Source organism: Streptomyces chumphonensis (assembly GCF_014779715.1).
GTDB classification, from domain to species: Bacteria; Actinomycetota; Actinomycetes; order Streptomycetales; family Streptomycetaceae; genus Streptomyces; species Streptomyces chumphonensis.
The window spans coordinates 469679-496458 of record NZ_JACXYU010000002.1; the positions used below are offsets into that span (position 1 = coordinate 469679).

At 72.7% G+C, this 26780-nt stretch carries 20 protein-coding genes and 1 pseudogene; 15 read left to right on the top strand and 6 right to left on the bottom strand.

Features of this window, described 5'->3' with window-relative positions; genetic code table 11:
* Window positions 1-81: 81 nt before the first annotated feature.
* From IF129_RS07355 to IF129_RS07365, 3 genes are all read right to left on the bottom strand, one after another.
* Complete coding sequence (locus IF129_RS07355; RefSeq protein WP_191208659.1) at window positions 82-2160, bottom strand: SpoIIE family protein phosphatase; 2079 nt, start codon at window positions 2158-2160, stop codon at window positions 82-84.
* A gap of 119 nt (window positions 2161-2279) precedes the next feature.
* Window positions 2280-3389: a YihY/virulence factor BrkB family protein gene (locus tag IF129_RS07360; protein ID WP_191208660.1), complete on the bottom strand. Its 1110-nt coding sequence runs from the start codon at window positions 3387-3389 to the stop codon at window positions 2280-2282.
* A gap of 145 nt (window positions 3390-3534) precedes the next feature.
* The gene (locus IF129_RS07365; RefSeq protein WP_318153617.1) at window positions 3535-4446 is read right to left on the bottom strand and encodes a carbohydrate kinase family protein; all 912 of its coding nucleotides are present in this window, start codon (window positions 4444-4446) and stop codon (window positions 3535-3537) included.
* Between the two features lie 221 nt (window positions 4447-4667).
* Between IF129_RS07365 and IF129_RS07370 the strand changes: the two genes are divergently transcribed.
* The 13 genes and pseudogenes from IF129_RS07370 to IF129_RS07425 all read left to right on the top strand — a co-directional run bounded on the left by IF129_RS07370 (window position 4668) and on the right by IF129_RS07425 (window position 14935).
* Window positions 4668-5285: a GNAT family N-acetyltransferase gene (locus IF129_RS07370; protein ID WP_191208662.1), complete on the top strand. Its 618-nt coding sequence runs from the start codon at window positions 4668-4670 to the stop codon at window positions 5283-5285.
* A 146-nt stretch (window positions 5286-5431) separates the two neighbouring features.
* A pseudogene (locus IF129_RS26900) lies at window positions 5432-5503 on the top strand (putative leader peptide); the annotation flags it as partial.
* Window positions 5504-5715: 212 nt separating this feature from the next.
* Window positions 5716-7410 (top strand): nitrite/sulfite reductase, encoded by a 1695-nt coding sequence (locus tag IF129_RS07375; protein ID WP_191208663.1) that lies wholly within the window; start codon window positions 5716-5718, stop codon window positions 7408-7410.
* A complete protein-coding gene (locus tag IF129_RS07380) occupies window positions 7407-7610 on the top strand; it encodes a hypothetical protein (RefSeq protein WP_191208664.1) in 204 nt (67 codons plus the stop codon). Before IF129_RS07375 ends, IF129_RS07380 begins: the two co-directional genes overlap by 4 nt.
* Window positions 7607-8299: a phosphoadenylyl-sulfate reductase gene (locus IF129_RS07385; protein ID WP_191208665.1), complete on the top strand. Its 693-nt coding sequence runs from the start codon at window positions 7607-7609 to the stop codon at window positions 8297-8299. The genes IF129_RS07380 and IF129_RS07385 overlap by 4 nt, the downstream gene beginning before the upstream one ends.
* Complete coding sequence (cysC, locus tag IF129_RS07390) at window positions 8299-8886, top strand: adenylyl-sulfate kinase (protein ID WP_263576202.1); 588 nt, start codon at window positions 8299-8301, stop codon at window positions 8884-8886. Before IF129_RS07385 ends, cysC begins: the two co-directional genes overlap by 1 nt.
* A complete protein-coding gene (gene cysD / locus IF129_RS07395) occupies window positions 8883-9818 on the top strand; it encodes a sulfate adenylyltransferase subunit CysD (protein ID WP_191208667.1) in 936 nt (311 codons plus the stop codon). Before cysC ends, cysD begins: the two co-directional genes overlap by 4 nt.
* On the top strand, window positions 9818-11185 hold the full coding sequence (locus IF129_RS07400) for a sulfate adenylyltransferase subunit 1 (protein WP_191208668.1): 1368 nt from the start codon (window positions 9818-9820) through the stop codon (window positions 11183-11185). Before cysD ends, IF129_RS07400 begins: the two co-directional genes overlap by 1 nt.
* Window position 11186: 1 nt before the next feature.
* Complete coding sequence (locus IF129_RS07405) at window positions 11187-11312, top strand: hypothetical protein (RefSeq protein ID WP_191208669.1); 126 nt, start codon at window positions 11187-11189, stop codon at window positions 11310-11312.
* Between the two features lie 90 nt (window positions 11313-11402).
* Window positions 11403-12215, top strand: a complete 813-nt coding sequence (locus IF129_RS07410) for an ABC transporter ATP-binding protein (RefSeq protein WP_191208670.1) — start codon at window positions 11403-11405, stop codon at window positions 12213-12215.
* Window positions 12202-13095 carry an ABC transporter permease gene (locus IF129_RS07415; RefSeq protein ID WP_191208671.1) on the top strand — a complete coding sequence of 298 codons (894 nt, stop codon included), beginning with the start codon at window positions 12202-12204 and terminating at the stop codon, window positions 13093-13095. Before IF129_RS07410 ends, IF129_RS07415 begins: the two co-directional genes overlap by 14 nt.
* A gap of 16 nt (window positions 13096-13111) precedes the next feature.
* Window positions 13112-13870 (top strand): sirohydrochlorin chelatase, encoded by a 759-nt coding sequence (locus IF129_RS07420; RefSeq protein WP_191208672.1) that lies wholly within the window; start codon window positions 13112-13114, stop codon window positions 13868-13870.
* A gap of 84 nt (window positions 13871-13954) precedes the next feature.
* Window positions 13955-14935, top strand: a complete 981-nt coding sequence (locus tag IF129_RS07425; RefSeq protein ID WP_191208673.1) for an NAD-dependent epimerase/dehydratase family protein — start codon at window positions 13955-13957, stop codon at window positions 14933-14935.
* 43 nt (window positions 14936-14978) lie between these two features.
* Here IF129_RS07425 and IF129_RS07430 read toward each other — a convergent pair whose 3' ends face one another.
* Together IF129_RS07430 and IF129_RS07435 are read right to left on the bottom strand one after the other, a co-directional pair.
* Window positions 14979-17207 carry a bifunctional glycosyltransferase/CDP-glycerol:glycerophosphate glycerophosphotransferase gene (locus IF129_RS07430; protein ID WP_191208674.1) on the bottom strand — a complete coding sequence of 743 codons (2229 nt, stop codon included), beginning with the start codon at window positions 17205-17207 and terminating at the stop codon, window positions 14979-14981.
* A gap of 198 nt (window positions 17208-17405) precedes the next feature.
* The gene (locus IF129_RS07435; RefSeq protein ID WP_191208675.1) at window positions 17406-21770 is read right to left on the bottom strand and encodes a bifunctional glycosyltransferase/CDP-glycerol:glycerophosphate glycerophosphotransferase; all 4365 of its coding nucleotides are present in this window, start codon (window positions 21768-21770) and stop codon (window positions 17406-17408) included.
* A gap of 358 nt (window positions 21771-22128) precedes the next feature.
* Here IF129_RS07435 and IF129_RS07440 point away from each other — a divergent pair, with 358 nt between their 5' ends.
* Window positions 22129-23094: a CDP-alcohol phosphatidyltransferase family protein gene (locus IF129_RS07440; protein WP_224754493.1), complete on the top strand. Its 966-nt coding sequence runs from the start codon at window positions 22129-22131 to the stop codon at window positions 23092-23094.
* A 67-nt stretch (window positions 23095-23161) separates the two neighbouring features.
* On the opposite strand, the gene IF129_RS07445 is transcribed toward IF129_RS07440, so the two are convergent.
* Window positions 23162-24406 carry an SAV2148 family HEPN domain-containing protein gene (locus tag IF129_RS07445; protein ID WP_191208676.1) on the bottom strand — a complete coding sequence of 415 codons (1245 nt, stop codon included), beginning with the start codon at window positions 24404-24406 and terminating at the stop codon, window positions 23162-23164.
* A 259-nt stretch (window positions 24407-24665) separates the two neighbouring features.
* Between IF129_RS07445 and glgX the strand changes: the two genes are divergently transcribed.
* A complete protein-coding gene (gene glgX, locus IF129_RS07450) occupies window positions 24666-26780 on the top strand; it encodes a glycogen debranching protein GlgX (RefSeq protein ID WP_191208677.1) in 2115 nt (704 codons plus the stop codon).

Here is a 26780-nt window from a genome sequence, read left to right on the forward strand (position 1 = left end):
CGTCGATGCTACGGCGCCCCGCCTCCGCGACGCCAGAGGCCCCCCGTTTCGGCGAGGGGGCGACGTGGGGCGGGGCGGGGGCTATGCGGGGGCGCCGTAGCGGGTCGGTGCGACGAACTCGCACCACACGGACTTCCCGGTGCCGCGCGGCTCCACGCCCCACACGTCGGCGAGCCGGTCGACGAGCAGCATCCCGCGCCCCGTCAGGCCGATGTCCTCGTCGCGACCGAGTTCGGGGGCCTCGGTGGAGGTGTCCTCGACCTCGACGCGGACCCGGCGGTCGGCGCCGTCCAGGAGCCGGAAGGTGACGACCGCGCCGCCGCCGGTGTGCCGCAGGGCGTTGACCGTCAGTTCGTGGGTGACCAGCTCCAGGGCGTCGGCGCAGGCGTCGGCGTTCCAGGAGCGCACGGCCGCCCTGGCCATCTGCCGCACCCCGGCGACGGCCCGCAGGTCCCCCGGTGCGACGTGGTGGTGGAGACGACGGCCGAGCTGCGGGACGGGCGAGGCGTCGCGCCGCAGCAGGACGAGGGCCAGGTCGTCGACGCCCGCCCGCGCGTTGGGCAGCTCGCAGAGCCAGTCGGCGAGCTTGCGCAGGTCGTCCGGGCCGCGCCCGACGGCGTCGACGAGGGCGCGCACGCCGTCGTCCAGGTCGGCGTCGGGCCGCTCGACCAGGCCGTCGGTGAACATCACGAGCGTCTCCCCGACCGCCAGCTCCACGGAGGTCACCGGGAAGTCCGGTGCGCCCAGGTGGGGCAGTCCCAGGGGCAGGGCACCGGCCACCGGCAGCACCCGGCACCGGCCGTCCGACCCCCGCAGCAGTGGGTCCAGGTGCCCGGCGCGGACCAGGCGCAGCCAGCCGGTGGAGGGGTCGGCCTCGGCGTACAGGCAGGTCGCGAAGCGGTCGGTGTCCAGGTCGTGCAGGAACGCGGACGCGCGGGCCAGCACCGTCGAGGCGGTGTGGCCCTCGGCCGCGTAGGCGCGCAGCACGATGCGCAGCTGGCCCATGACGGCGGCGGCGTGCGTGTCGTGGCCCTGCACGTCGCCGATGACCGCCGCGACCCGGCCCCCGGGCAGGGGGATGACGTCGTACCAGTCCCCGCCGATGTCCCGCCCCCGGCGGGCCGGCCGGTAGCTGACCTCGGTGCGCAGCCCCGGCACCGCGGGGATGGTGTGGGGCAGCATGAAGCGCTGGAGGCTCTCGGCCAGCTCCATCTCCTGCTCGTACAGCATCGCCCGTTGCAGACTCTGCGCGATCGTGCTGGTGAGCGCGGTGAGCAGGGTCTCCTCGTGGGGCGGGAAGGTGTGCTTGTCACGGAAGAGGAGCCCGACGGCGCCGATCGCCCGCCCCTGGGCGATCAGCGGCAGGTACGCGGCGGCGGTGGCGTGCAGCGGCGCGATGTGGGGCCACAGCCGGGGGTAGCGGGCGGCGAACTCCTGCCGGGAGACGAAGAAGCGCGGCGTCATCGTGCGGACGACCTCGCTCATGGGGAAGTCCGCGTCGATGCGGGTGTACTCCAGCTCGGGCACGAGGCTCGCCGTGCGGCCTTCGGCGATCTGGCGGATGTGGTTGCCCTCGACCAGCCCCATCAGGAGGCTGACGGCGCCGAGTCGCCCCATGCCGCGGGCGCTCTCCAGGACGTCGATGACGTCGCGCACGGACCGCGCGTGGGCGAGGGCGGCGGTCGTCTCCTCCACGACGCCGGACTCTCGGTGGCGTTCGGTGCCGGGAGCGCCGGGGCCGGCCTCGCCCGACAGTTCGTCCGTGGCGTCCCGCACGACGCCGACGAGGCGGTGGGCCCGGCCGGCGGGGTCGCGGAGGATGTGGCCCAGGGTGTGCGTCCAGCGCAGGGTGCCGTCGCGGCAGCGGACGCGGAAGTACAGGCCGTAGCGGGGGCGCCCGTCCTCGATGGCCCGGGAGACCAGCGCGTCCATCCGGGCGGACTCCGACGGCGGCACCCGGCCGCCGAGGCCCGCCGGTCGGCCGTCGTACTCGTCGCGGCGCAGGTCGAAGACGGCGAGCGCGCCCTCGTCCAGGTGCATGACGTCGCGGTCGAGGTCCAGGTCGAAGGTGCCCATGCGGTTGAGGGCGAGCGTGGTGCGCGGGTCGGCGGGCCACCCGCCCGGCCCGGTGGCCCCGGGAACCGTTCGCTGCGTGTTCATGCCGCACCCCAGACCGGAAGGCGAACTCCTTCACTGTGTCACCGTTCGACCGGTTGCACGACCCCTGTGCGGCGTGCGGGCGACCCGGAGTGCGGGGACCGGCCGGGTGGGGCCGTGCGTCAGTGGCGGGGCCCCTTGAGCCGCGAGCGGAGGTCCTCCGGCGGCAGGAAGCGTGCCCAGCGTTCGGGGTACTCGGGGGGCTCGGGGCCGGAGCCGTCGTCCTCCTCCTCGTCGTCGGCCGCCCCGGACCCCGGGTCCGCCCCGGCGGCGGTCCCGCCCCCGTGGCGGCGGGCCTCGGCGGCGGCGACCAGCACCGCCGCCTCCCGCTCCCGCTGCCGGTCACGGGCGCGCCGCGCCGCGGCCGTGGCGACCGACGGCCACACCCGGTCGATCGCCGCGTTGACGGCGGCGCCGACCAGGACGGCGAACGCCGAGACGAAGATCCACAGCAGCACGGCGACGGGTGCGGCCAGCGACCCGTAGATCGTCGGCCCCTCCACGGTGGCAGTCAGGTACAGGCGCAGCAGGAACGAGCCGCCCACCCACATGAGCAGCGCGACCAGGGCCCCCGGGATGTCCTCGCGCCACGGCGAGCGGACGGGGACGGAGACGTGGAAGAGCGTGGTGAGGAACGCGACGGAGAGCAGCAGGACGGTGGGCCAGTAGAAGATCTGGACGACCCACTCCGCCTGCGGCACCCAGCTGATCACGGCGTCGGGGCCGATCACCATGAGCGGCAGCGCGACGGCTCCGATCAGCAGCGCGACGAGGAAGAGCAGGAAGGCCAGCAGCCTGGTCTTCACGATGCCCCGGTGCCCGTCGAGCCCGTACATGACCGTGATCGTGTCGATGAAGACGTTCACCGCGCGCGAGCCCGACCACAGGGCGAGCGCGAAGCCGAAGGAGACGATGTCGGGCCGACCGCCCTCGATGACGTCGTCGATGAGGGGTGCGGCGATCTCGTTGACACCGCGGTCGGAGAGGACGGTGGCGGAGGCGTCGAGGATGTTGGTGCGGACGCTGTCGATGGTGTCCGTGCCGATCCACGCGTCCAGGTAGCCGAGCAGTCCGAGGAGGCCGAGCAGCAGGGGCGGCAGGGAGAGCAGCGTGAAGAACGCGGCCTCGGCGGCGAGGCCGAGGATGCGGTACTCCATGCAGGAGTTGACCGTGTCCTTCAGCAGCAGCCACGAGAGTCGCTTCTTCGGGATGTTGCGGTAGAGACCGCTCATGCTCACGCGCCCGGCGGAGCGGCGCCTGGGGGACGGTTCGGCTGCTCGCACGCACCCAACGTATCCGGCTTCCGGTCCGGGACGCGCACCGGTGACGTGGGACGGGCCCGGCCGCCGGCCTCCGCCGGGAGCGCGGGGGCCCGGCTCAGCGGGGGGTCTCGCGGGGCGGATCGGCACCGCGCACGGCGCAGACGGCCGCCGAGAGCCGAACTCCTGTGGTCAGCGCGTCGTGCAGGACGTCGGGGCCGAGCCCGTCGAGGCGTCCGCCCAGCTCGCCGGCCCGGTGCAGCCCGTGCAGCAGGCCGGCGGTGAAGGCGTCCCCGGCCCCGACCGTGTCGACGACGGCGACCGGAGGCGTCGGAACGTGCAGCCGGTGGCCGTCGAGCGAGGCGAAGACGCCGCGTGCGCCGAGGGTGACGACGACGAGCCGCACGCCCGACGTGTGCCAGGTGTCGGCCGCCCGCTCGGGCCCGGCGTCCGGCAGCAGGTGGTCCAGGTCCTCCTCGGAGCACCGCAGGACGTCGGCCGCCGCGCACCACCGGGCCAGGCGTGCGCGGTAGCGCGCGGGGTCGACGAGGAGGGGTCGCACGTTGGGGTCCAGCGAGACGGTGGCCCGGGGCCGGACGGCCGCGAGGAGCCGTTCGACGGCCGGTCCGCCGGGATCGCGCACGAGGGCGAGGGAGCCGGTGTGCAGGCAGGCCGCCGGGGCACGCGCGGCCCGTTCCAGTTCGGCGTCCGTCCACTGCCAGTCGGCGGTGCCGGTGGCGTGGAAGGAGTACGCGGCGCCGCCGCCGGCGTCGACGTCGGCCACGGCGAGGGTGCTGGGCTCGGCGGCCTCGACGACGGCCCCGAGGTCGACGCCGGCGGCCGTCAGCCGGGAGCGGAAGAGACGGCCGAAGACGTCGTCGGAGAGCCGGCCGAGGAAGCGGGTGGGCGTGCCGAGCCGGGCGAGCGCGGCGGCGGTGTTGGCCGGGCCTCCCCCGGGGAGCACGTGCAGGTCCAGGGCGCCGGGGCCGGCCGGGGTGGTGAAGGCGTCGGCCACGCACTCGCCGAGCACCGCGACGGGCGCGTCCCGCCGCGGGCGACCGGGTCCGGCGGGTCGCCCGGTGGGGCTCGCCGGGGGCGGCGGGCACGGGCGGGGTGACGGGGCCAACGGCTTCCCCTTTCGGCCGGGGGACGGGGACGGGCCGGTACGGCGGCTCCATCCTGCCGGCCCACCGTCCCGCCCGGGGCGGGGCGGGAGCCGGACGGCCGAGCACGGTGTGATGGGATGCCCGGATGGACAGCGCCACGGACAGCACCACGCAGGGACCCACGGGCGAGATCACCGTGACGACGTGGTCGCTGGAACAGACCTCGGCCGACGATCTCCGTCCACCCGCCGCCGGTGTCCACGGATCGGACACGGGGTCCGGCATCCGGATCGTCCGGGCCGAGGTGCCGAGTCCGGAGTTCAGCCGCTTCCTCTACACCTCCGTGGGCACCGACCACGCCTGGACCGACCGGCTGCCGTGGGGCCGCGCACGCTGGAAGGGCTTCCTGGAGCGGCCCGGCACCGAGACATGGGTGGCCTGGGACCACGGGACGCCGGCCGGGTACATCGAACTGGACGCCCAGCCCGAGGGCGTCGTGGAGATCAGCTACTTCGGTCTGCTGCCGGGCTTCCGCGGGCGCGGCATCGGCGGTCGGCTGCTCTTCGAGGGCACGGCGCGGGCCTGGGACCTCGCGCAGCGGTGGTCCGGCCGGGAGCCCACGCGCCGGGTGTGGGTGCACACCTGCAGCAAGGACTCCCCGCACGCGCTGACCAACTACCGGCGCCGGGGATTCCGCCTCTTCGACACCCGGACGGAGAACGAGCCGGAGGCCCACGCCCCCTCGGTGTGGCCGTCCGACTGACCCGGCGCGGCCCGGCGCGGCCCGGCGCGGCCCGCCTGTGACGCACCCCACAGTATCCCGCACCGCGAGACGGTCTTGTCCACATCATGGATAACGGTGGACTCCGTCCAAGCGCGCGTGCGAGTCTTCCTCCCATGTCCAGAGCTGGAATCTTCTTGGTGAGTCGGCGTCACGTCGACCTTTGCCGCATGTCCAGCGCGATCTGTCCGGCGGGCTGACAGTCACAGCACCACGAACGCCGCACGCCCCGCCGCACCGCACGCCGCCCCCGCTGTCGCGGGCGGGTGCCACCCCCTGACTTCGCCTCCCGGCCCCGTGGCCGGGAGCCACCCAGCGCGGACCGCACCGCCGTGTGCCCCGGCCCGCGTGCCCGCACGCGCACGGCCGCCCCCTCCCGCCATCCACCCGTCAGCCCGAAGGACCTGCCACCATGGCCGACACGCCCGAGCAAGCCACCGCCCCGACGCGCCGCAGGACCGGCCGCCACCGTGGCGAAGGCCAGTGGGCCAAGGGACACTTCACCCCCCTCAACGCCAACGAGCAGACCAAGAAGGACGATGACGGTCTCAATGTGCGGACACGCATTGAGACGATCTACGCCCACCGCGGCTTCGCGTCCATCGACGGCGCCGACCTCCGGGGCCGGATGCGCTGGTGGGGCCTCTACACGCAGCGCAGGCCCGGCATCGACGGCGGCAAGACGGCCGTGCTGGAGCCGGAGGAGCTGGACGACGAGTACTTCATGCTCCGCGTCCGCGTCGACGGCGGCCGGCTGACCACCGAGCAGCTGCGCGTCATCGGCGAGATCTCGCAGGAGTTCGCGCGCGGGACCGCCGACATCACCGACCGGCAGAACATCCAGTACCACTGGATCCGCATCGAGGACATGCCGGAGATCTGGCGTCGCCTGGAAGGCGTGGGACTGTCCACGACCGAGGCCTGCGGCGACACCCCGCGCGTCATCCTCGGCTCGCCCGTCGCGGGCATCGCGGCCGACGAGATCATCGACGGCACCCCCGCCGTCGACGAGGTGCACCGCCGCGTCGTGGGCAATCCCGCCTACTCCAACCTCCCGCGCAAGTTCAAGTCCGCGATCTCCGGCTCGCCGGTGCTGGACGTGGCCCACGAGATCAACGACATCGCCTTCGTCGGCGTGCACCACCCGGAGCTCGGCCCGGGCTTCGACGTGTGGGTGGGCGGCGGCCTGTCCACGAACCCGAAGATCGGCGTGCGACTCGGCGCCTGGACACCCCTGGAGGAGGTCGCCGACGTCTTCGAGGGCGTCGTCTCGATCTTCCGGGACTACGGCTACCGGCGGCTGCGCAACCGGGCCCGCATCAAGTTCCTCGTGGCCGACTGGGGCCCGGAGAAGTTCCGCCGGGTGCTGGAGGACGAGTACCTCGGCCGCAAGCTGGCCGACGGCCCGGCGCCGGACGCCCCCGTCGAGCGCTGGCGCGACCACGTCGGCGTGCACCGGCAGAAGGACGGCCGCTTCTACGTCGGCTTCGCCCCGCGCGTGGGCCGGGTGGACGGCGCGACACTGACCAAGATCGCCGACCTCGCCGAGGCACACGGCTCCGCGCGGGTGCGCACCACGGTCGAGCAGAAGATGATCATCCTCGACGTGCCCGAGGAGCAGGTGCGGGCGCTCACCGACGAGCTGGCCGCGCTCGACCTCACCACGCGCCCCTCCTCCTTCCGGCGCGGCACCATGGCCTGCACCGGCATCGAGTTCTGCAAGCTCGCCATCGTGGAGACCAAGGGCCGGGGCCAGAGCCTCATCGAGGAGATGGAGCGGCGGCTGCCCGGCTTCGCCGAGCCGATCACCATCAACATCAACGGCTGCCCCAACTCCTGCGCCCGCATCCAGGTCGCGGACATCGGCCTCAAGGGGCAGCTCGTCCTGGACGACGAGGGCAACCAGGTCGAGGGCTACCAGGTGCACCTGGGCGGCTCGCTGGGACTGGACCCCGGCTTCGGCCGCAAGGTGCGCGGGCTGAAGGTGACGGCCGACGGCCTCGCCGACTACGTGGAACGGGTTCTGCGGGCGTTCGAGGAACAACGCACCGAGGGCGAGCGGTTCTCCCAGTGGGTGACCCGGGCTGACGAGGGGTCACTGAAATGAGCGAGCGGGCCGCCCCGTTCTACTGCCCCTACTGCGGGGACGAGGACCTGCGGCCGTCCGAGGAGGGGCACGGCGCCTGGGAGTGCGGCGCCTGCAACCGGGCCTTCCGGCTGTCCTTCCTCGGCCTGCTCTCCCGGGGCTTCGCGCGGGACGCGCGGCGACCCGGGACGACCGACGACCACGAGGGGGGAACCGCATGAGAACCGCGACCGACCTGCGGGAGCTGGCCGAGGAGGCCGGGCGGGAGCTGGAGGACGCCTCGGCGACCGACATCCTGCGCTGGGCCGCCGAGACCTTCGAGAAGCGCTTCTGCGTGACCTCCTCCATGGAGGACGCCGTGGTCGCGCACCTGGCCTCCCGGGTCTTCCCCGGTGTGGACGTCGTCTTCCTGGACACCGGCTACCACTTCCCCGAGACCATCGGGACCCGGGACGCCGTCGAGGCGGTGATGGACGTCAACGTCATCACCCTCACCCCCCGGCAGACCGTGGCCGAACAGGACGCGCAGTACGGCCCGAAGCTCCACGACCGCGACCCCGACCGGTGCTGCGCGCTGCGCAAGGTCGCACCGCTGCGCGAGGGCCTCACCGGCTACGACGCGTGGGCGACCGGGCTGCGCCGCGAGGAGTCCCCCACCCGGGCGGGCACGCCCGTCGTGGGCTGGGACGAGAAGCGGGAGAAGGTGAAGGTCTCCCCCATCGCGCGCTGGACGCAGGAGGACGTGGACGCCTACGTCGCCGAGCACGGCGTGCTGACCAACCCGCTGCTGTGGGACGGCTATCCGTCCATCGGCTGCGCCCCCTGCACCCGCCGCGTGGCGCCGGGCGAGGACGCCCGTGCCGGGCGCTGGGCGGGTTCCGGCAAGACCGAGTGCGGGCTGCACGGCTGATGAGTGACCAGACGCGGGAAGCGCAGGGAGCGCAGAGGATGACTGAGGCAGGACGCGGGGGCGGCACGGTCTGGCTGACCGGGCTGCCGAGCGCGGGCAAGACGACGATCGCGCACGCGCTCGCCGCCCGGCTGGCCGAGGCCGGCCGGCGGACCGAGGTGCTGGACGGCGACGAGATCAGGGAGTTCCTCTCCGCCGGACTCGGCTTCTCCCGGGAGGACCGCCACACCAACGTGCAGCGGATCGGCTTCGTCGCCGAGCTGCTCGCGTCGCACGGCGTCACCGTGCTCGTGCCCGTGATCGCGCCGTACGCGGACAGCCGCGAGGCGGTGCGCAAGCGCCACGAGCGGGCGGGCACGCCGTACGTCGAGGTGCACGTGGCCACGCCCGTCGAGGTGTGCTCCGAGCGCGACGTCAAGGGGCTCTACGCCCGGCAGGCGGCCGGGGAGATCTCCGGGCTGACCGGTGTGGACGACCCGTACGAGGCTCCGGCCGACCCGGACCTGCGCATCGCGGCGCACGAGCAGGGCGTCGCCGAGTCGGCCGCGGCCGTGCACACGCTGCTGACCGAGAGGGGACTGGCATGACGACGGCGACCGCGACCGGCGAGCCCGCCGACAGCCCGTACGCGCTGAGCCACCTGGACGCGCTGGAGTCCGAGGCGGTGCACATCTTCCGCGAGGTCGCGGGCGAGTTCGAGCGGCCGGTGATCCTCTTCTCCGGCGGCAAGGACTCCATCGTGATGCTGCACCTGGCGCTGAAGGCGTTCGCGCCGGCCCCCGTGCCCTTCGCCCTGCTGCACGTGGACACCGGGCACAACTTCCCCGAGGTCATCGAGTACCGCGACCGGACGGTCGCCGAGCACGGGCTGCGGCTGCACGTCGCCTCCGTGCAGGAGTTCATCGACCGCGGCGAGCTGCGCGAGCGTCCGGACGGCACGCGCAACCCGCTCCAGACGGTGCCGCTGCTGCGGGCCATCGAGGACCACCGGTTCGACGCCGTGTTCGGCGGCGGGCGCCGGGACGAGGAGAAGGCCCGCGCCAAGGAGCGCGTCTTCTCGCTGCGCGACGAGTTCGGCGGCTGGAACCCCCGCCGCCAGCGTCCCGAGCTGTGGCAGCTCTACAACGGGCGGCACGCGCCGGGCGAGCACGTGCGCGTCTTCCCGCTCTCGAACTGGACCGAGCTGGACGTGTGGCAGTACATCGCGCGGGAGAAGATCGAACTCCCGCAGATCTACTACGCCCACGAGCGCGAGGTCTTCGCGCGCAGCGGCATGTGGCTGGCTCCGGGCGAGTGGGGCGGGCCCCGGGAGGGCGAGGCCGTCGAGCGCCGGCGGGTGCGCTACCGCACGGTCGGCGACATGTCCTGCACCGGCGCCGTCGACTCCGACGCCGACACGATCGAGAAGGTCATCGCCGAGATCGCCGCCTCCCGGCTGACCGAACGGGGTGCGACCCGGGCCGACGACAAGCTGTCCGAGGCCGCGATGGAAGACCGCAAGCGCGAGGGGTACTTCTGATGAGCCAGACGAGCACGACGCCGGCCGCCGACGTCGAGGGGACGTCCGCCACCTCGCTGCTGCGCTTCGCCACCGCCGGGAGCGTGGACGACGGCAAGTCCACCCTCGTCGGGCGGCTCCTGCACGACTCCAAGTCGGTGCTGGCCGACCAGTTGGAGGCCGTCGAGCTGGCCTCCCGCAGCCGGGGCCAGGAGGCGCCCGACCTGGCGCTGCTGACGGACGGCCTGCGCGCCGAGCGCGAGCAGGGCATCACCATCGACGTCGCTTACCGCTACTTCGCCACGCCCCGGCGCCGGTTCATCCTGGCCGACACCCCCGGGCACGTGCAGTACACCCGCAACATGGTCACCGGCGCCTCGACGGCGGAGCTGGCGGTCGTGCTGGTCGACGCGCGCAACGGCGTCGTCGAGCAGACCCGGCGGCACGCCGCCGTGGCCGCGCTGCTGCGCGTCCCGCACGTGGTGCTCGCGGTGAACAAGATGGACCTCGTCGGCTACGAGGAGTCCGTCTTCGCCGCCATCGCCGAGGAGTTCACCCGGTACGCGGCCTCCCTCGGCGTCCCGGAGATCACCGCCGTACCCATCTCCGCGCTGGTGGGCGACAACGTGGTGACGCCCTCGGCGCACATGGACTGGTACGCCGGGCCGACCGTGCTGGAGCACCTGGAGACGGTCCCCGTCGCCCACGACCCCTCCGACGACGTGGCCCGCTTCCCCGTCCAGTACGTGATCCGGCCGCAGACGCCCGAGGCGCCGGACTACCGGGGCTACGCGGGGCAGATCGCCTCCGGCGTGCTGCGGGTGGGCCAGGCCGTCACCGTCCTGCCCTCGGGCCGGACGTCGACGATCGAGGGCATCGACGCGCTCGGCACGGCCGTGGACGTCGCCTGGGCGCCCCAGTCGGTGACGCTGCGGCTCAGCGACGACCTCGACATCTCCCGGGGCGATCTCATCGCCCCGACGGACGCGAGCGTCAGCCCGAGCCAGGACCTCACCGCCACCGTGTGCCACCTGCACGACAGCCCGCTCACCGTGGGGCGGCGCGTGCTGCTCAAGCACACGACCCGCACGGTCAAGGCCATCGTCAAGCAGATCCCCTCCCGGCTCACGCTGGACGACCTCTCCCAGCACCCGGAGCCCGGGGAGCTGACCGCCAACGACATCGGCCGGGTCGTCCTGCGCACCGCCGAACCGCTGGCCGTCGACCCCTACGCCGACTCCCGGCGCACGGGATCGTTCCTGCTGATCGACCCCGCCGACGGCTCGACGCTGACCGCCGGCATGGCCGGTGACGCCTTCGCCGAGGCCGCCGCGAACGCCGCCGACGGCCGCCGGGCCGCGGTCGACGACGAGGGCTGGGACTTCTGACATGAACGGTGTCCCGGTGGGCCCGGCGGGACGGGCCGCGTACGCGACGTTCGACCGGCGCGGTGTCCGCGTCGGCAGCGGCCCCCTCGGCAGCGGCCAGGGCGGCATGGGGCGATGCCGCCGGTGACGCCCGCTCCGCCCGCACCACCTCCGTACGTCCGATCTCACCTGCCGTAGCGCCGCCCGCCCGGGTGGCGAAGACGAGAGGACACCCCACGTGCCCACGCACCTCGCCACCCCGGCCACGGCCCCCGCCACGGCTCCCTCGGCGGACTCCCCCGCCCCCTACGCGGTACGGCTGGACCACGTCTCGAAGGCGTTCGGCCGCCGGGGCGCGCAGCAGCTCGTGCTCGACGACATCCAGCTCCAGGCCGCGCCGGGCGAGTTCGTGTGCCTGCTCGGTGCCTCGGGGTGCGGCAAGTCGACCCTGCTGAACCTGGTCGCCGGGCTCGACCAGCCCACGTCCGGCACCGCCCAGGTGCCCTTCGGGCGTCCCGCGCTGATGTTCCAGGACCACGCGCTGTTCCCGTGGCTGAGCGCGGGCCGCAACGTCGAACTGGCGCTGAAACTGGCCGGGGTGCCCAAGGCGCGGCGGCGGGAGCAGGCCGCCGAGCTGCTGGACCTCGTGCGGCTCCCGGACGCGTACGGCAAGCGGGTGCACCAGCTCTCCGGCGGGATGCGGCAGCGTGTCGCGCTGGCCCGCTCGCTCGCGCAGGGCAGCGAGGTGCTGCTCATGGACGAGCCGTTCGCCGCGCTGGACGCCATCACCCGCGACCTGCTGCACGACGAGCTGAGCCGGGTCTGGCAGGAGCGGAAGCTGACGGTCCTGTTCGTCACGCACAACGTGCGGGAGGCCGTCCGGCTGGGCCAGCGCGTCGTCCTGCTGTCCTCCCGCCCCGGACGCGTCGCCCGCGAGTGGGACGTCGACCTGCCCTACCCCCGGCGCATCGAGGACTCCGGCGTCACCTCGCTCGCCCGGGAGATCACCGGCCACCTGCACCAGGAGATCGTGCGCCATGCCCGTCACTGACGCCGTGGGCACCCCCGCCTCCGGGCGCGGCCGGGGCCCCGAGGCGGACGACGCGGTGGAGATGGCCTCCGGGCTCGACGCCCTGGAGAGCCAGCCCGCCGCCGAGACCTCCCGCCGCGTCCTGGCCAAGACCGCCCCGCCGCTGCTCGCCGTCGTGGCGGTGCTGGCGCTGTGGCAGCTCGCCCACGTACTCGGCTGGTCGGAGCGGCTGCCCTCCCCCGCGGCCGTCGCCGGGGAGCTGGGCGACGCCCTGGCGGACGGCACGCTGCTGCCCTCGCTCGGGCACAGCGTCCTGCGCTGCCTCGTCGGTTTCACCGCCTCCGCCGTCCTCGGCGTCCCGCTCGGCGTGCTGCTCACCCGGATCGCCGCACTGCGCACGGTGCTCGGGCCGGTGCTCGCGGCCCTCCAGTCGCTGCCGGCGGCGGCCCTGGTGCCGGTCGCCGTCATCGGGCTCGGCCCCTCGGAGGGCGCGGTGTACGCCGTCGTGCTGCTCGGTGCCGTCCCGTCCATCGCCGTCGGAGTGGCCGCCGGGATCGACCAGGTGCCGCCGCTCCTGCTGCGCGCCGGACGCTCCATGGGAGCGCGCGGCCCGAGCGGCGCCCTGCACATCCTGCTCCCCGCCGCGCTGCCCGGGCTCATCGCCGCGCTGCGGCAGGGCTGGACGTTCGGCTGGCGGGCGCTGATGACGGCCGAGCTGATCACGGCGACGCCGCTTCCCGGCATCGGACGGATGCTGGCCGAGGGGAACGCGGCGGAGTCCATGAGCGCGGTCCTGGCGGCCGTGGCGCTCATCCTCGCCGTCGGCGTCAGCGTCGAGTCGCTGCTGTTCTCCCCGCTCGAACGGCGCGTCCTGCACAACCGCGGCCTCACCGGCCGCTGACGGAACGGACCCTCCCATGTCTCACCGGCCCGCCCTGCTGGTCGTCGCCCACGGCTCCCGCGACCCGCGGCACGCCGCGACCGTCGCCGCGCTGTGCCGGCGGGTCCGCGCGCTGCGCCCCGACCTCCGCGTCGAGGCGGGGCACCTCGACTTCAACGCCCCCTCGGTGCCGCAGGTGCTGCGCCGCCTCGACGCCGAGGGCGTGCGGGACGTCGTCGCCCTGCCGCTGCTGCTGACCCGGGCCTTCCACGCCAAGAGCGACATCCCCGCCGTGTTGCGCGAGACGGAGGCCCGGCTGCCCCGGCTCCGCGTCACCCGGGCCGACGTGCTCGGCCCGCATCCCCTGCTCACGGCCGCGCTGGAACGCCGCCTGCGGCAGGCGGGGGTGGACCCCGCCGACGCCGGGTCGACCGGGATCGTGCTGGCGGCGGCGGGCTCCTCGGACCCGGAGGCGATCGCAGTGATCGCAGAAACCGCGCGGGAGTGGCGGCGTACCACCGGTTGGTGCGCCGTGCGGCCTGCGTTCGCCTCCGCATCACCGCCCCGCACGGCGGACGTCGTCCGCGCCCTGCGCGCCGACGGCGTCCGCCGGGTGGCGGTCGCCCCCTACGTCGTCGCGCCCGGCTTCCTGCCCGACCGCATCGCCGCCGGTGCGGCCGAGGCGGGGGCCGACGTCCTGGCGCCCGTCCTCGGCGACGCCCCCGAGCTGGCGCGGCTGCTGCTCACCCGCTTCCGGCAGGCATGCCTCCGGTCCGCCATGCCGGCGGCGGCTTAGGGCGGCGCGGGCTTCGCCGGAAGCGGATTCCGCTGTCGGTGATCCACGGTTCCCGCCCGGTTCCGGTGGGAGCAGAGTGACGCCATGAGACTTCTGATTCTGGGTGGCACCCACTTCGTGGGACGCGCGGTGGCCGAGGAGGGGGTGGCGCGCGGCTGGGACGTGACGCTCTTCAACCGGGGCACCTCGCCCGCGCCGACCGGCACCCGCTCCCTTCTCGGCGACCGCACCGACCCCGACGGTCCGGCCGCCCTCGCCGACGGCGTGTGGGACGTCGTGGTGGACACCTGGACGGCCGCGCCGCGCGCCGTCCGGGACGCCGCCGCGCCGCTGTCCGCCTCCGCCGGACGCTACGTCTACGTCTCCAGCCGGTCCGTGTACCGCTGGCCCGTCGCGGCGGGCGCGGACGAGACGGCCCCGCTGGTGCCCGGTTCCCCGGACGCCGAGGACGGCGACTACGGAGCCAACAAGCGCGGCGGGGAGCTCGCGGCCCTGGCCGCCTTCGGGGACCGGGCCCTCCTGCTGCGGGCGGGGCTGATCCTCGGCCCGCACGAGGACGTCGGACGGCTGCCGTGGTGGCTGCGCCGCGTCGCCCGGGGCGGACCCGTGCTGGCGCCGGGCCCCCGCGAGCTGCCCCTGCAGTACGTCGACGCCCGCGACCTGGCGGCGTTCGCGCTGGACGGCGCCGTGGCGGGCCTCTCCGGCCCCTACGACACGGTCGGCCGCTCCGGCGCGGCGACCATGGGCGAGCTGCTGGACGCCTGCGTCGACGTCACCGGCGCGGACGCCGAGCTGTGCTGGACGGACCCGGAGACGGTCGCGGCGGCCGGGATCGAGCCGTGGTCGGAGCTGCCCGTGTGGACGCCGCCGGGCGAGCTGCACGGCGCCCTGCACCGCGCGGACGCCGGTCGGGCCCGGGCCGCCGGACTGCGCTGCCGTCCCCTCGCCGCGACCGTCGCGGACACCTGGGCGGCGCTCGGTGCCACCCGCCCGCATCCCCGGGCGACCACGGGGCTGTCGCCCGACAAGGAGGCCGCCGCGCTGCGGGCCCGCGGGGGCGTGTGAGGACCGGCCGGGCGCGCGGTGGCGCGCGTCCGGCCTCGGGGCCTCAGCCGCGCCCGGCGGCCAGCGCCTCCGGCGGGGACGGCACCGCACGCCGCTCCCGCAGCGGGACCACGGGCACGGCGTCGGGCGACGCGCCGAGGAAGACCCGGCGCACCACCCGCTCGGCGGCCCGGCCGTCGTCGAACTCGCAGAACCGCTCCCGGAACGCGGCCCGCAGCGCGGTGGTCTCCTCGGTGTCCCAGGCTCCGGAGAGCAGCAGGCCGGTCAGCTCCTCCTGGGATGTGGCGACGGCTCCGGGGGGCTCCCGCAGCAGGTCGAAGTAGGTGCCCCGCACCTCCCGGTAGATCTGCCAGTCGTCGGCGAAGACCACCAGGGGACGGTCGAGGTTGGCGTAGTCGAACATGGCCGAGGAGTAGTCGGTGATGAGGGCGTCAGCCGCCAGGTACAGCTCCTCGATCCGGGGGTGCGCGGAGACGTCGCGCACCCGGCCGCCGGCCGTCAGCCGGGCCAGTTCCGGCGAGGGGGCGTAGAAGTAGTGTCCGCGCACCAGGAGCGTGACGTCCGGGCCCAGCTCCTCGGCGAGGGCGGCGACGTCCAGGCGCGGCGTGAACTCGGCGTGGTGCTCGCGGTGGGTGGGCGCGTAGAGGAACACCTTGCGTCCGTCGGCGACGCCGAGCGCCTCCCGGGCGGCGCGGACGTCCGCCGCCGTCGCGTTGACCAGCGCGTCGTTGCGCGGGTAGCCGGTCTCCAGCGAGGTGTACCCGCAGGGGTAGACGCGCTCCCAGATCTCCGTCGAGAAGCGGTTGGCGGACAGGCTGTAGTCCCAGCGGTCGCAGCGCCGCAGCAGGTCGGCGAAGTCCATGTGCGTCGAGGCGGGGAAGCGCTGCTGGTCCAGGCCCATCGTCTTGAGCGGCGTGCCGTGGTGCGTCTGGAGGTGGACGGACCCCTCGCGCTTGACCATCTCGTCGGCGAAGTTCACGTTGTTGACCGTGTACCGGGCCCGCGCCAGGGCGGCCCAGTACTCCCTGGAGCCCGGCCGGACGACCTCGACGCCCGGCGGCACGGGCGCCGCCGGGTCCTTCACCACCCACACCCGGCGGATGTGCGGGGCGAGCCGGGCGACGGCCGCGTCGATCGCCGCCGGGTTGCACGCGTAGGAACGGCTCCAGTAGGCGGAGAAGAGCGCCAGGTCCTGGTCCAGCGGCAGGCGCAGCTGGGCCTGGTAGAAGAGCCGCACGGCGGCGTCCCTGGCCCGGCCGGCCTGGCGTCTGCCCTGGGTGCGCACCGTGCGGCGCACCTTGTTGGCGACCTTGACGCCCGCCAGTGCGGGGTAGGAGCCGAGGGCGAGGAAGGCGTACTTGCGCCCCTGCGTACCGGGCGGCCGGACGAACCCGGCCGGGAGGCGTCTGCGGTAGTCGGCGGCGGCCCGCCGGTAGAACTCGGCCCGCGCGTCCGGCGGCAGCCGGTCCGGCTTGTCCAGCACCGTGAGGTAGTGGTCGGCCATCTTGCGGAACATCTCCGGGCGCCAGCGCTCCAGCTCGGGGTGGGCGTCGAGGTGGGCGAAGACCCGGTCGTACTGGTCGAAGACGTCGAAGTGCCTGCGGCTGACCGTGCGCAGGATGTTGCCGCCCGCGCGGCGCTGGCGGTAACGCAGGCACACCCGGTCGAGCACGGCTATGCGCTGCGCGGATATGAGCGAGCAGAACGTCCAGGGGGCGTCCTCGTAGTACCCGGCCGGGAACTCGAAACCGTGCTTCTCGATGAAGTCCCGGCGGTATGCCTTGTTCCAGACGATCTGCAGCAGGTCGAGCAGCCGCGGGCGCTCGCGGAGGGAGAAGACCTCCGGTCCCTCCTGCACGAGGTAGGCCCGCAGGAGGTTGCGCCGCTCGCTTCCGTTCCAGAAGGTGCGGGCGTAGTCGTAGACGAGGATCTCCGGGTCGCCGGTGGCGTCGAGCCGCTCGGCGATCGCCCCCAGGGCCCCGGGCGTGAGCGTGTCGTCACTGTCGAGGAACAGGACGTAGTCGCCCGTGGCCCGGGCCAGGCCCGCGTTGCGCGCCCGGCCCAGGCCGACGTTCTGTTCGAGGTGCAGGACCCGCACCCGCTCGTCCCGCCGGGCGTACTCGTCGAGCAGGGCCCCCGACCGGTCCGGCGAGCAGTCGTCGACCGCGACGACCTCGAAGTCTCCGAAGTCCTGCCCGAGCACGGAGTCCAGGCACTCTCTGAGGTAGCTCTGAACGTTGTACGCAGGAACGACGAGCGTCAGTCGAGGCATCCTTCACACCATTCCGTGGGGCTCGGACGGGGAACGTGCACGCGGATCGAAGGCTCCCCGGCATCCCCGAGCGTAATACGTGCCGATGAGGCGGCCCGAGTCGCGCCGTTTCACCGCCCCGGGTGCGCCCGGCGTCGACCGCGCGGGGTCGACGCCGGGTGCGGGGCGTGCCGTGTGCGGAGCGGGCAGGCGGTCGTCCTACCGATCGAGTTCGTCGATCGCCGCGAAGACCCGTGCCGAGTTGTTCGTGTCACGCCGGCCGAAGAACGCGTCGACGCGCTCCGCGTACGGGGACTCGACACGGAACTTCCGGTCGATGGCCGCGATGATCTCCTCCACCGCCGCGTCGACGGTTCTGCAGACGGGTCCGAACCCGTCCCGGGACAGATCGAAGTATCCGCGCCGGTAGTGCCGCCCGTAGAACTCGTCCTCGTCGAAGGGCACGTAGACCAGGGGCTTGTTCATGTAGGCGACGTCGAAGAAGACGGAGGAGTAGTCGGTCACCAGCAGGGAGCACTGCTTCATGGCCTCCTGGACACCGCGTTCCGCCTGGTCGGCCACGGTGATGGAGGGATGGTCCACCTCGAAATGGCGCAGGTAGGGTCGGATCTCGTAGTGCGGGAAGAACTCCAACCGCACCCCCGAGTGCTCCAGGGCCGCGCGCAGCCGCTCGTCCGCCAGGAGCCGGCTGTAGAAGCGGAAGTACTGCGAGGCCGTGAACTGGACCTTCGGCCGGAGGCTGCGGCGGTACGAGGGGACCACGATGTCACGCCGCCAGGTGGGCATGAGCAGCACCGTCGGCACCGACTCCTCGGAGCGCAGGCTGTCGAAGCGGGGAAAGCCCAGGTTCCGCACCTCCCGGGGCCGGTATCCCATCTCCTGACGGACGTACTCCGCCTCGTCCTCGGACACCGTCACGAACAGGTCGACGCTGGTGGACTGGCGGTGCGCGGACTGCGACACGTCGTTGTAGGTCACGCCGTGCTGCAGGAAGACCCTGCGGTAGTCGAGGAGATCACCGAAGTCCCGCAGGTACCCGAGCTTGCTGCGGCCCGGCGGCGTGAGATAGGCCTCCGCGTCGTAGGGGGAGACGAGTCGCGTCGCGCTGAGCAGGTAGAGACGGTGCTTCAGCGAACCACGAGCGATCACGTTGCCGAAGGGGCGTACCTTGGCGTGGTCGGCGGAGGCGGACTCGATCACGTAGTAGACGTTCCGCCGGGGACGGTTCTCGCGCACCCAGCGGAAGAAGTGGTAGCCGTTGTCCTGCGCGGTGTCGTGGCGCTCACCCACGAGCCAGATGTCACGGCGGGACAGCACCGGGCGGGCCAGCCAGTGCAGGGCCCGGAGACGCCAGCCCGACGTGCGGGTGGCGATCGCGGCGGCTTCCCGGCCCACCCGCCGAGCGGCGTGCGCGACCGCCAGGGCCGACCGGGACCGGGCGACGCGCAGCCCCACCGTGCCGTCGCCGCGCACCGTGGTCGCGCACCGATGGCCCAGGGCGTGGAGGACGCCCTTGAATCGGTGCAGCGCCGGGCGGGCCGTGACCGGGACGTCCACGGTCCCGCCGCCGTGGATACGGACGAACAGGCTGTGGGATCCGCCGTGCAGGGCCGCGAGGTCCTCGGCCGCGAGATCGGCTCGCCAACCGGCGTACAGGTCCCGCTGCCGTCTGACGTGCCATCGGTCCCGCCGGTAGACCTGTCGCAGCGCAACCGCGTGTTCGGCGCCCCGGTCGGTGCGGAACACCAGCTGGACGGCGTTGGTGAGCGGCTCGCTCAGGTCCACTCCGCCGAGTGTCAGGAAACCCTCGACCCGGATGGTGCCGTCCACGACGCGCAGCGACTCGGCCTTCGCCGCGCGGGCGCCGACCCGGAGCACCGTGGACGGCTCGCGATCACCCCGCACCGTGCGGTGCAGGATGTCGCCCTCCACCACCAACTCGGGGAGGTACGGCGGAGGACTGGACACGTCGCAGAACAGTTCGACGTTGCCGGACTTGACGGCGTGATGGGGCAGGCGTGTCCGACGGGGGGCGGCGACGTCCAGGATCACCTCCTCGGGTATCGACCGGTACAGCTCCCGCACCTCGGGGAACAGCTCCGCGAGCTTCTCGGCGGTGAGCATCTTCGGCAGGCTCGAGAGGTACTCGTCGAAGCAGCCGGCGACGTAGCGCCGCACCACCTGCACCTCGGCGGGCTCGGCGTGCGCGTACTCGTCCTGCAGGGCGAGGCCGAGTCGCAGCACCTCCAGCGTCAGGGACAGCCGGTCGGCCACCGGGAGGGAGGACCGTGCCGCTTCCGGGACGCCGTGGACGAAGTCGTCGACGAGAGCGGTGCGGCCCGCGCGCAGGAGTGTCCTCAGAACCCACCGGAGCCGGTCGGACGGGCGCCCACCGTGCGGGAACCACTCCGCACGCGCGAGCAGTTCCGTCCGGAACAGCTTCCCGGCGGGGGACTCGGAGAAGACCAGGTCCGGCGCGTCGGCGACGCCGGGGAACTCCCGGTCCCCCGAGCCGAAACACGTTCCGTGCAGACGGTCCGCCCCGCGCAGCACGACCGCGTCCCGGCCGCGGCCGATCACGACGTCGGAGCCGGTTCGCGTGGCCGCGTCGAGCAGCCGGCCCACGGCGTTCTCGGCGAGAATCCCGGAGCCGTCCAGGAACGTGACGTAGGGCCCTCGGACGCGAGCCGCCACCGCCGTCGCCGACGTGCCCGCGTCGACGAACGTGATCTGGCCGTGGGCCGCGGCGATCTCCTCGGCCCTCCTCGGCCTCGGCGCGTCCGGATCCGTGACGACCAGGACGTCCAGTTGCGGGAACTCGGGTTGGCACAGGAGGGAGTGGAGTGCGTGATCCAGTCGCTCGGCGGTCTCCGTGGCGTCGACCACGACCGAGGCGAGCACCGGTTCCGCCGGGGTCCGGGGCGCGGGCAGCGGCAACTCCTCGTACCAGTGCCACTGGCCGGGGTCGGGAACCGCCTCACCGGCGCTCGTGGGCGCCTTCGCCTCGGTGGGCCGGAAGGCCAGGTTGCCGCTGGCCGTCTCGTAGGCCTCCAGTTCGGTCCCTGCCAAGAGCCCGCCCAGCGCGGTGAGATCCCGGCCGCGCACGCAGAGAGCCGTCATGTGACGCTTGTGGGACCAGGTGACCCGTACGAGGACGTGCACGGTCCCCTGGCCGGCGAGCCGCTCGAGCACCGCGGTGAGCGGCACCGAGCCGGTGTAGGTCAGGTGGTCTCCGACCAGCCGTACGTCCTGGAGGTCGAGATCCGTCCCGGCCCCGGAATCCTTCGCCCTGATCACGAGGTCGAGATCGGGACGCTTTTCCGGAGTGAAGCGTCGGAACTGGTTCAGGATGCGGCCGGAGAAGCGAAGCTCATCTCCGAAGACCTCGAGCTCCGTCACCTCGTTGAACAGTTTGGCCGCCCGGAACGTCTCGTGCTGAAGCCCCAGTTCCGTGACATCCAGGAAGCGCTCGGCATCGGGCAGGGAAAGATGCCGCTCGGACCAATAGACCCGTTCTTCGCACTGGACGATGTCCGTGGAGACGACACTGCGCCGCTGCTCGAAGTCGGAGACGGTCAAGGCCTCGGCAGCGAGTCCGTGACGCAGATAGAAGGCGCGCACACGATCCAGCGGACCGCAGAGGGCATAGGCTTCTTCCGTGATTTCTGCGAGATATTCCGAAACCATGGTGAGGAACTTCTCACGGAAATCCGAGTCCCCGGTTCGCAGTTCCTTCATGTACAGGCGCACGTCGTGCGTCAGGAATTTGACGTCCTTCTGTGTCTTGAGTTCCCGGGCGCCGTGCTCGACCAAGAAGGAATCCGCCAGACGGTGCGCGGCGATCCGGTCCGCGATGCTGCGGACCTCCTGCCGTCGGTTGGTGATCGATCCGGCACCTTCGGGCGCGTCCTCCCAGAACCACCGGTAAACGGCTTCCGAGCTTACGGATATCCCAGCGGCCAGCGCGTACGCCTTGGCGGAGAAGAACGTGTCCTCGTAGAAGATTCCCTCAGGGAAGAAGATCTCGTTCTCGGTGAGGAAGGAACGACGGAAGAGCTTGGCGGCGGCGATCGGGTCGTTGATCAGCTCCGGCCACTCCCGGGCCCACCGCACCGAGCGGTCCGCTCCGTACAGCTCGGCCTGCCAGTTCTGCGTGGTCCCCCTCGCGAGATTGACGCGCTGCGCTCGCCCGGCGGAGATGTCGGCACCGGTGCTGCGCGCGGTGTCGAGCAGCACCTCGCAGGCCTTGACCGTCAACTCGTCGTCGGCGTCGAGGAACATGACGTAGTCCCCGGTCGCCGCGCGGATGCCGTCGTTGCGCGGCTCGCCCACGCCGCCGCTGTTCGTCGTCCGCGCGATCACACGAAGGCCCGGAAGGCGCTCCTCGTACGTACGGGCCACCGCGAGCGTGGCATCGGTCGACGCGTCGTCGACGACGATGACCTCCAGCCCCGCACAGGTCTGAACGGCCAGGGAATCCAGCGCCCTGCCCAGGGTCCCCGCCGCGTTGTAGGCGGGCACCACGATAGAGATGACCGGCGCGGGGTCCGCGTTCACTGACATCGTGCCTCCGTTACGCAATCGTTTCCTTGGGGGTCCGTTGCCCGTGCGCGCACGTACGCTTTTCCCGCCCCCCGTGACGCCCCGTCGGGCCGACAATGAGCGGCCACAGAAGAGGAATCACGTGTTCCGGTGTGACTCGGACCACGGGTCGGTGATTGAGTCGACTCGGCGTCGTTCCCACCTTGTTCACCCGTCCGTCAGTCGAGGGACAAGCTGGGTACAATCCTACGTGCTTGCGGGTGCTGTGCGGACACAGCACCCGCCTCCGACGGTGCCCTCGTGGCCTGGCCACCCGGGCACCGCAGTCATGAGCCTCCTCGGTGGATGCCGGGGACCACACCGAAGGGTTCCGTCGGGAATGGATATACCCCCGCTCGCTGAAGTGCGCCGCCGTACGGAAAAACAGCGGGACGCGTGGTGGACCGTCCTTCTCGTCGATCCGGTCGCCACCCCACTGGTACGGTGGACGGCCAAATGGACCCGCCTGTCGCCCAACCAGATCACCTGGGGATCCCTGATCCTCGGACTTCTCGCAGCGGCGTGCTTCGCGCAGGGCGACTGGCAGTGGCTCGCGGCCGGAGCCCTCGTTTATCACTGCAGCTTCATTCTCGACTGCATGGACGGAAAACTCGCCCGCCTCACCGGGCGGGGGTCGGAGTTCGGCGCGTGGCTGGACTACATCTTCGACCGCGTCAGGGTCCTGGTGTGCGCCATAGCCCTGATGGGGGGACAGTTCCGCAGCACGGGGGAGACGGCCTACATCTGGCTCGCCCTGGCGGTCGTCTTCCTGGACATGCTCCGGTATCTGGACGCACTCGAGATCCGTAAGGTGCGCCAGGGGATGCGGAGGAAGCTCCTGCTCCGGGCGGACGCGGCAGCACTCACCGGCGGCGAGGACGCGTCGAACGGCTCGACCGAACTACGTCGCCCCGAACCGGAGGCCGACGCCACGGCGCTGACCTCGGTGACCTCGGGGACCTCCGGGGCCTCCGCACCCCGAATCTCCACTCCTCGGTTGTTCTTCACCCGATTCCCCGGGTACGTGCGGTTCCGGGACTTCCTGGTCGACCACAGGATTCGCACCCATTTGATCAGCGGTATCGAGTTCCAGATGGCCGTCTTCATCATCGGCCCGCTGACCGGGGCCATCGTGGGCGTCACCATCGGTGCCGGAGTTCTCCTGCTCATGTTCGAACTCGCCCTCGTGTACCGGCTGCTGCTGGCGACCCGGGAGTTCGAACGCGTGATGGCCTCCTACGGCCCCGAGGACGTCACCACCGCACAGCCCGCCGAGAGCGCTCCCAGCGCTACCGCCACCCGGTGACCGATCCCTCGCCCCCGTCGGGCCCCCGCCCCGGCCGACGAGACGTGCGGCCGCTCCCGCGCCGGGTTCAGGACACCGGGCGGGCGTCGGTCCAGACGGACTCGAACTCCTCCCGGTAGGTCGAGAACAGACCGTCGTCCAGGGCGCCCGGGGGCCGGTCCTGCACGAGGGTGCGGCCGCCACCGCGCAGGACGAGGACGGGGGACTCCATGCCCCGGGCCCGGCGCAGGTAGGGCTGGACGACGGCCAGGCCGTCGGGGCCGTCCCCGTCGACCAGATAGGCGGTGAAGCGCGGCGTCTCGTCGAAGACGTGGATCCGGAAGGCGTTCGCGTCGCGCACCTTGGAACGCACCCGGCGCATGTGCAGGATGTTCGTCTCCACGGCCCGGCTGAGCTCGCCGCGCTTGAGACCGAGCTCCCGTTCCCGGCGGCGGACGGCACTGCTGGCCGGGTTGAGGAAGAGGAGCCGGATACGGCAGCCGGTGTCGGCCAGCCGGGCCAACCGGCGCCCGGAGTAGTTCTGCACCAGCAGGTTCAGCCCGATGCCGACGGCGTCGATACGGCGGGCCCCGCCGAAGAGGTCCTCCGCCGGAAGGCTGCGCTGGAGCCGGACGCGGTCGGGGTGCACCCCGACGACGTCGGCGAAGCGGTCGCCCACCAGGTCCTCCACCGCGTCCACCGGCAGGCGTCCCCCGTACGGCCCACCGCCGGAGCCCAGCATCGCCAGCAGCCGCTGGGAGGTGCGCTCGGCCTGCGCGAGCACGGCCGGGGACAGCGCCCGGTTGCGGGACACGGCGCTGCGCGCGACCTCCAGCTCGTCCAGGGCCAGCTCCAGCCCGCGCCGCTCCTCGAAGTAGGGCTCGTAGCAGGGCCAGTGCTGGACCATCAGCTCCCGTAGCTGGGGGAGGGTGAGGAAGGAGAGCAGGTTGTCGTCGGCCGGGTCGAGCACGTAACCCTTGCGCCGACTCACCTCGCGGACGGCGACCGCCCGCTGGACCCACTCCTGCCCGGCCGGTCCGGCGGCCGCGACGACCCACTCCTCCCCGTGCACCGGCTCGTAGACGGGGCGCAGGACGGCGCCGACGACGGCGCGCAGCCGCTGCTCCACGAGATTCAGCCACACGTAGGCGCGACCGGCCCGCTGGGCCCGGGTGTGGACCTCGGCCCAGGTGTCCGCGTCCCAGGCCAGGCCGGTCCCGATCTCGACCGGCTGGGCCAGCGAGACGGTCCCGGATCGCGCGTCGGGGGGGTCGGCGGCGCCGTCGCCTGGACCGTTGCCGCCCGGTGGGAGTTCAAGCCCTCCCGAACTCACCTGTGCACCGCCTTCCAGCCCCCGTTGGTTCGATCAAGGGAGCCTACTGCGGCGTCCGGGACGCGGCAGCACTGTCCCCCTCGACTTCCTTTGCCTCTTGACCCTGCCAGGGGAAGATAGTCGCTTGCGTAACAGCTCGTGCACGCGGTGTTCACCACGTGCCGGGCCGGGCAGCATCAACAGTCGGTACGCGAGGGTGCGACGGACCACCGCGCCGGCCGCGACGGAAGACGCAGACGGACAAGGGAAAAGAGGGCCCATGCAGATCTGGCCGGGGCAGGCGTATCCGCTGGGCGCCACGTACGACGGCGCGGGGACCAACTTCGCCGTGTTCTCGGAGGCGGCCGACCGCGTCGAGCTGTGCCTGCTGCACGACGACGGCTCGGAGACGGCCGTCGAACTGCGCGAGTCGGACGCCTTCGTGCGGCACGCGTACCTGCCGGGCGTCATGCCGGGCCAGCGGTACGGGTTCCGGGTGCACGGACCCTACGAGCCGGAGCGCGGGCAGCGCTGCAACAGCGCGAAGCTCCTGCTGGACCCGTACGCCAAGGCCATGAGCGGCCGCATCGACTGGGACGAGGCGGTGTACGGCTACCACTTCGGCCAGCCCGAGCGGCGCAACGACCTGGACTCGGCGCCGCACACGATGGCGTCCGTCGTGGTGAACCCGTACTTCGACTGGGGCGACGACCGGCTGCCGCGCACGGAGTACCACCGCACGGTCATCTACGAGGCCCACGTCAAGGGCCTCACCATGCTCCACCCCGACCTCCCCGAGGAGCTGCGCGGTACGTACGCGGCGCTGGGCCACCCGGCGATCATCGAGCACCTCACGCGGCTGGGCGTCACGGCGCTGGAGCTGATGCCGGTGCACCAGTTCGTGACCGACCACCGGCTCGCGGACGCCGGACTCGCGAACTACTGGGGCTACAACACCATCGGGTTCTTCGCGCCCCACAACACCTACGCCTCCTGGGGCGACCGGGGCCAGCAGGTGCTGGAGTTCAAGCAGATGGTGCGGGCCCTGCACACGGCGGGGATCGAGGTCATCCTCGACGTCGTCTACAACCACACGGCCGAGGGGAACCACCTGGGCCCGACCCTGTCCTTCCGGGGCCTGGACAACGCCTCGTACTACCGGCTCGCGGACGACCCGCGCTACTACACGGACACCACCGGAACCGGCAACTCCCTGCTGATGCGCAGCCCGCACGTGCTCCAGCTCATCATGGACTCGCTGCGCTACTGGGTCACCGAGATGCACGTCGACGGGTTCCGCTTCGATCTCGCGGCCACCCTGGCCCGGCAGTTCCACGAGGTGGACCGGCTGTCGTCCTTCTTCGACCTGGTGCAGCAGGACCCGGTGGTGAGCCAGGTCAAGCTCATCGCCGAGCCCTGGGACGTCGGCGAGGGCGGCTACCAGGTCGGCAACTTCCCGCCGCTGTGGACCGAGTGGAACGGCATGTACCGGGACACCGTGCGGGACCTGTGGCGCGGCGAGCCGCGCACGCTCGCGGAGTTCGGCTCCCGGCTGACCGGCTCCTCGGACCTCTACCAGGACGACGGGCGGCGCCCGCTGGCGTCGATCAACTTCGTCTCCTGCCACGACGGGTTCACCCTGCACGACCTGGTGTCCTACAACGAGAAGCACAACGACGCCAACGGCGAGAACAACCGGGACGGCGAGGGCCACAACCGGTCGTGGAACTGCGGCGCGGAGGGTGACACGCGGGAACCCGGCGTGCTGGCGCTGCGGCGCCGGCAGATGCGCAACTTCGCCGCGACGCTCATGCTGTCCCAGGGCGTGCCCATGCTCAGTCACGGTGACGAGTTCGCACGCACCCAGCGCGGGAACAACAACGCGTACTGCCAGGACAGCGAGCTGGCCTGGGTGCACTGGCCGGCGCCCGGCGAGGAGCATCCGATGTGCGAGTTCGTCCGGGCGATGGTGTGGCTGCGGCGGGACCACCCGGTCTTCCGGCGCCGGCGCTTCTTCCACGGCCGCCCGGTCGAGGGCACGCACGACGAGCTCTCCGACATCGCCTGGTTCACCCCCGAGGGCGAGGAGATGACGCTGCAGGACTGGCAGGAGGCGCACGCCCGGGCGCTGACCGTCTTCCTCAACGGCCACGCGATCTCCGAGCCCGGTCCGCGCGGCGAGCCGATCCACGACGACTCGTTCATCCTCATGTTCAACGCGCACGACGAGAAGCTGGACTTCACCGTGCCGGCCGACCACGGCAAGCAGTGGCGCACGGTCGTGGACACGGCGCGGGAGGAGGGCCACCCGCCGTGGGTGGGGCCCGACGTCCCGGGCGGCGACGTGGTGACGGTCACCGACCGGAGCCTCGTGGTGCTGCAGCGGCCGGCCTGA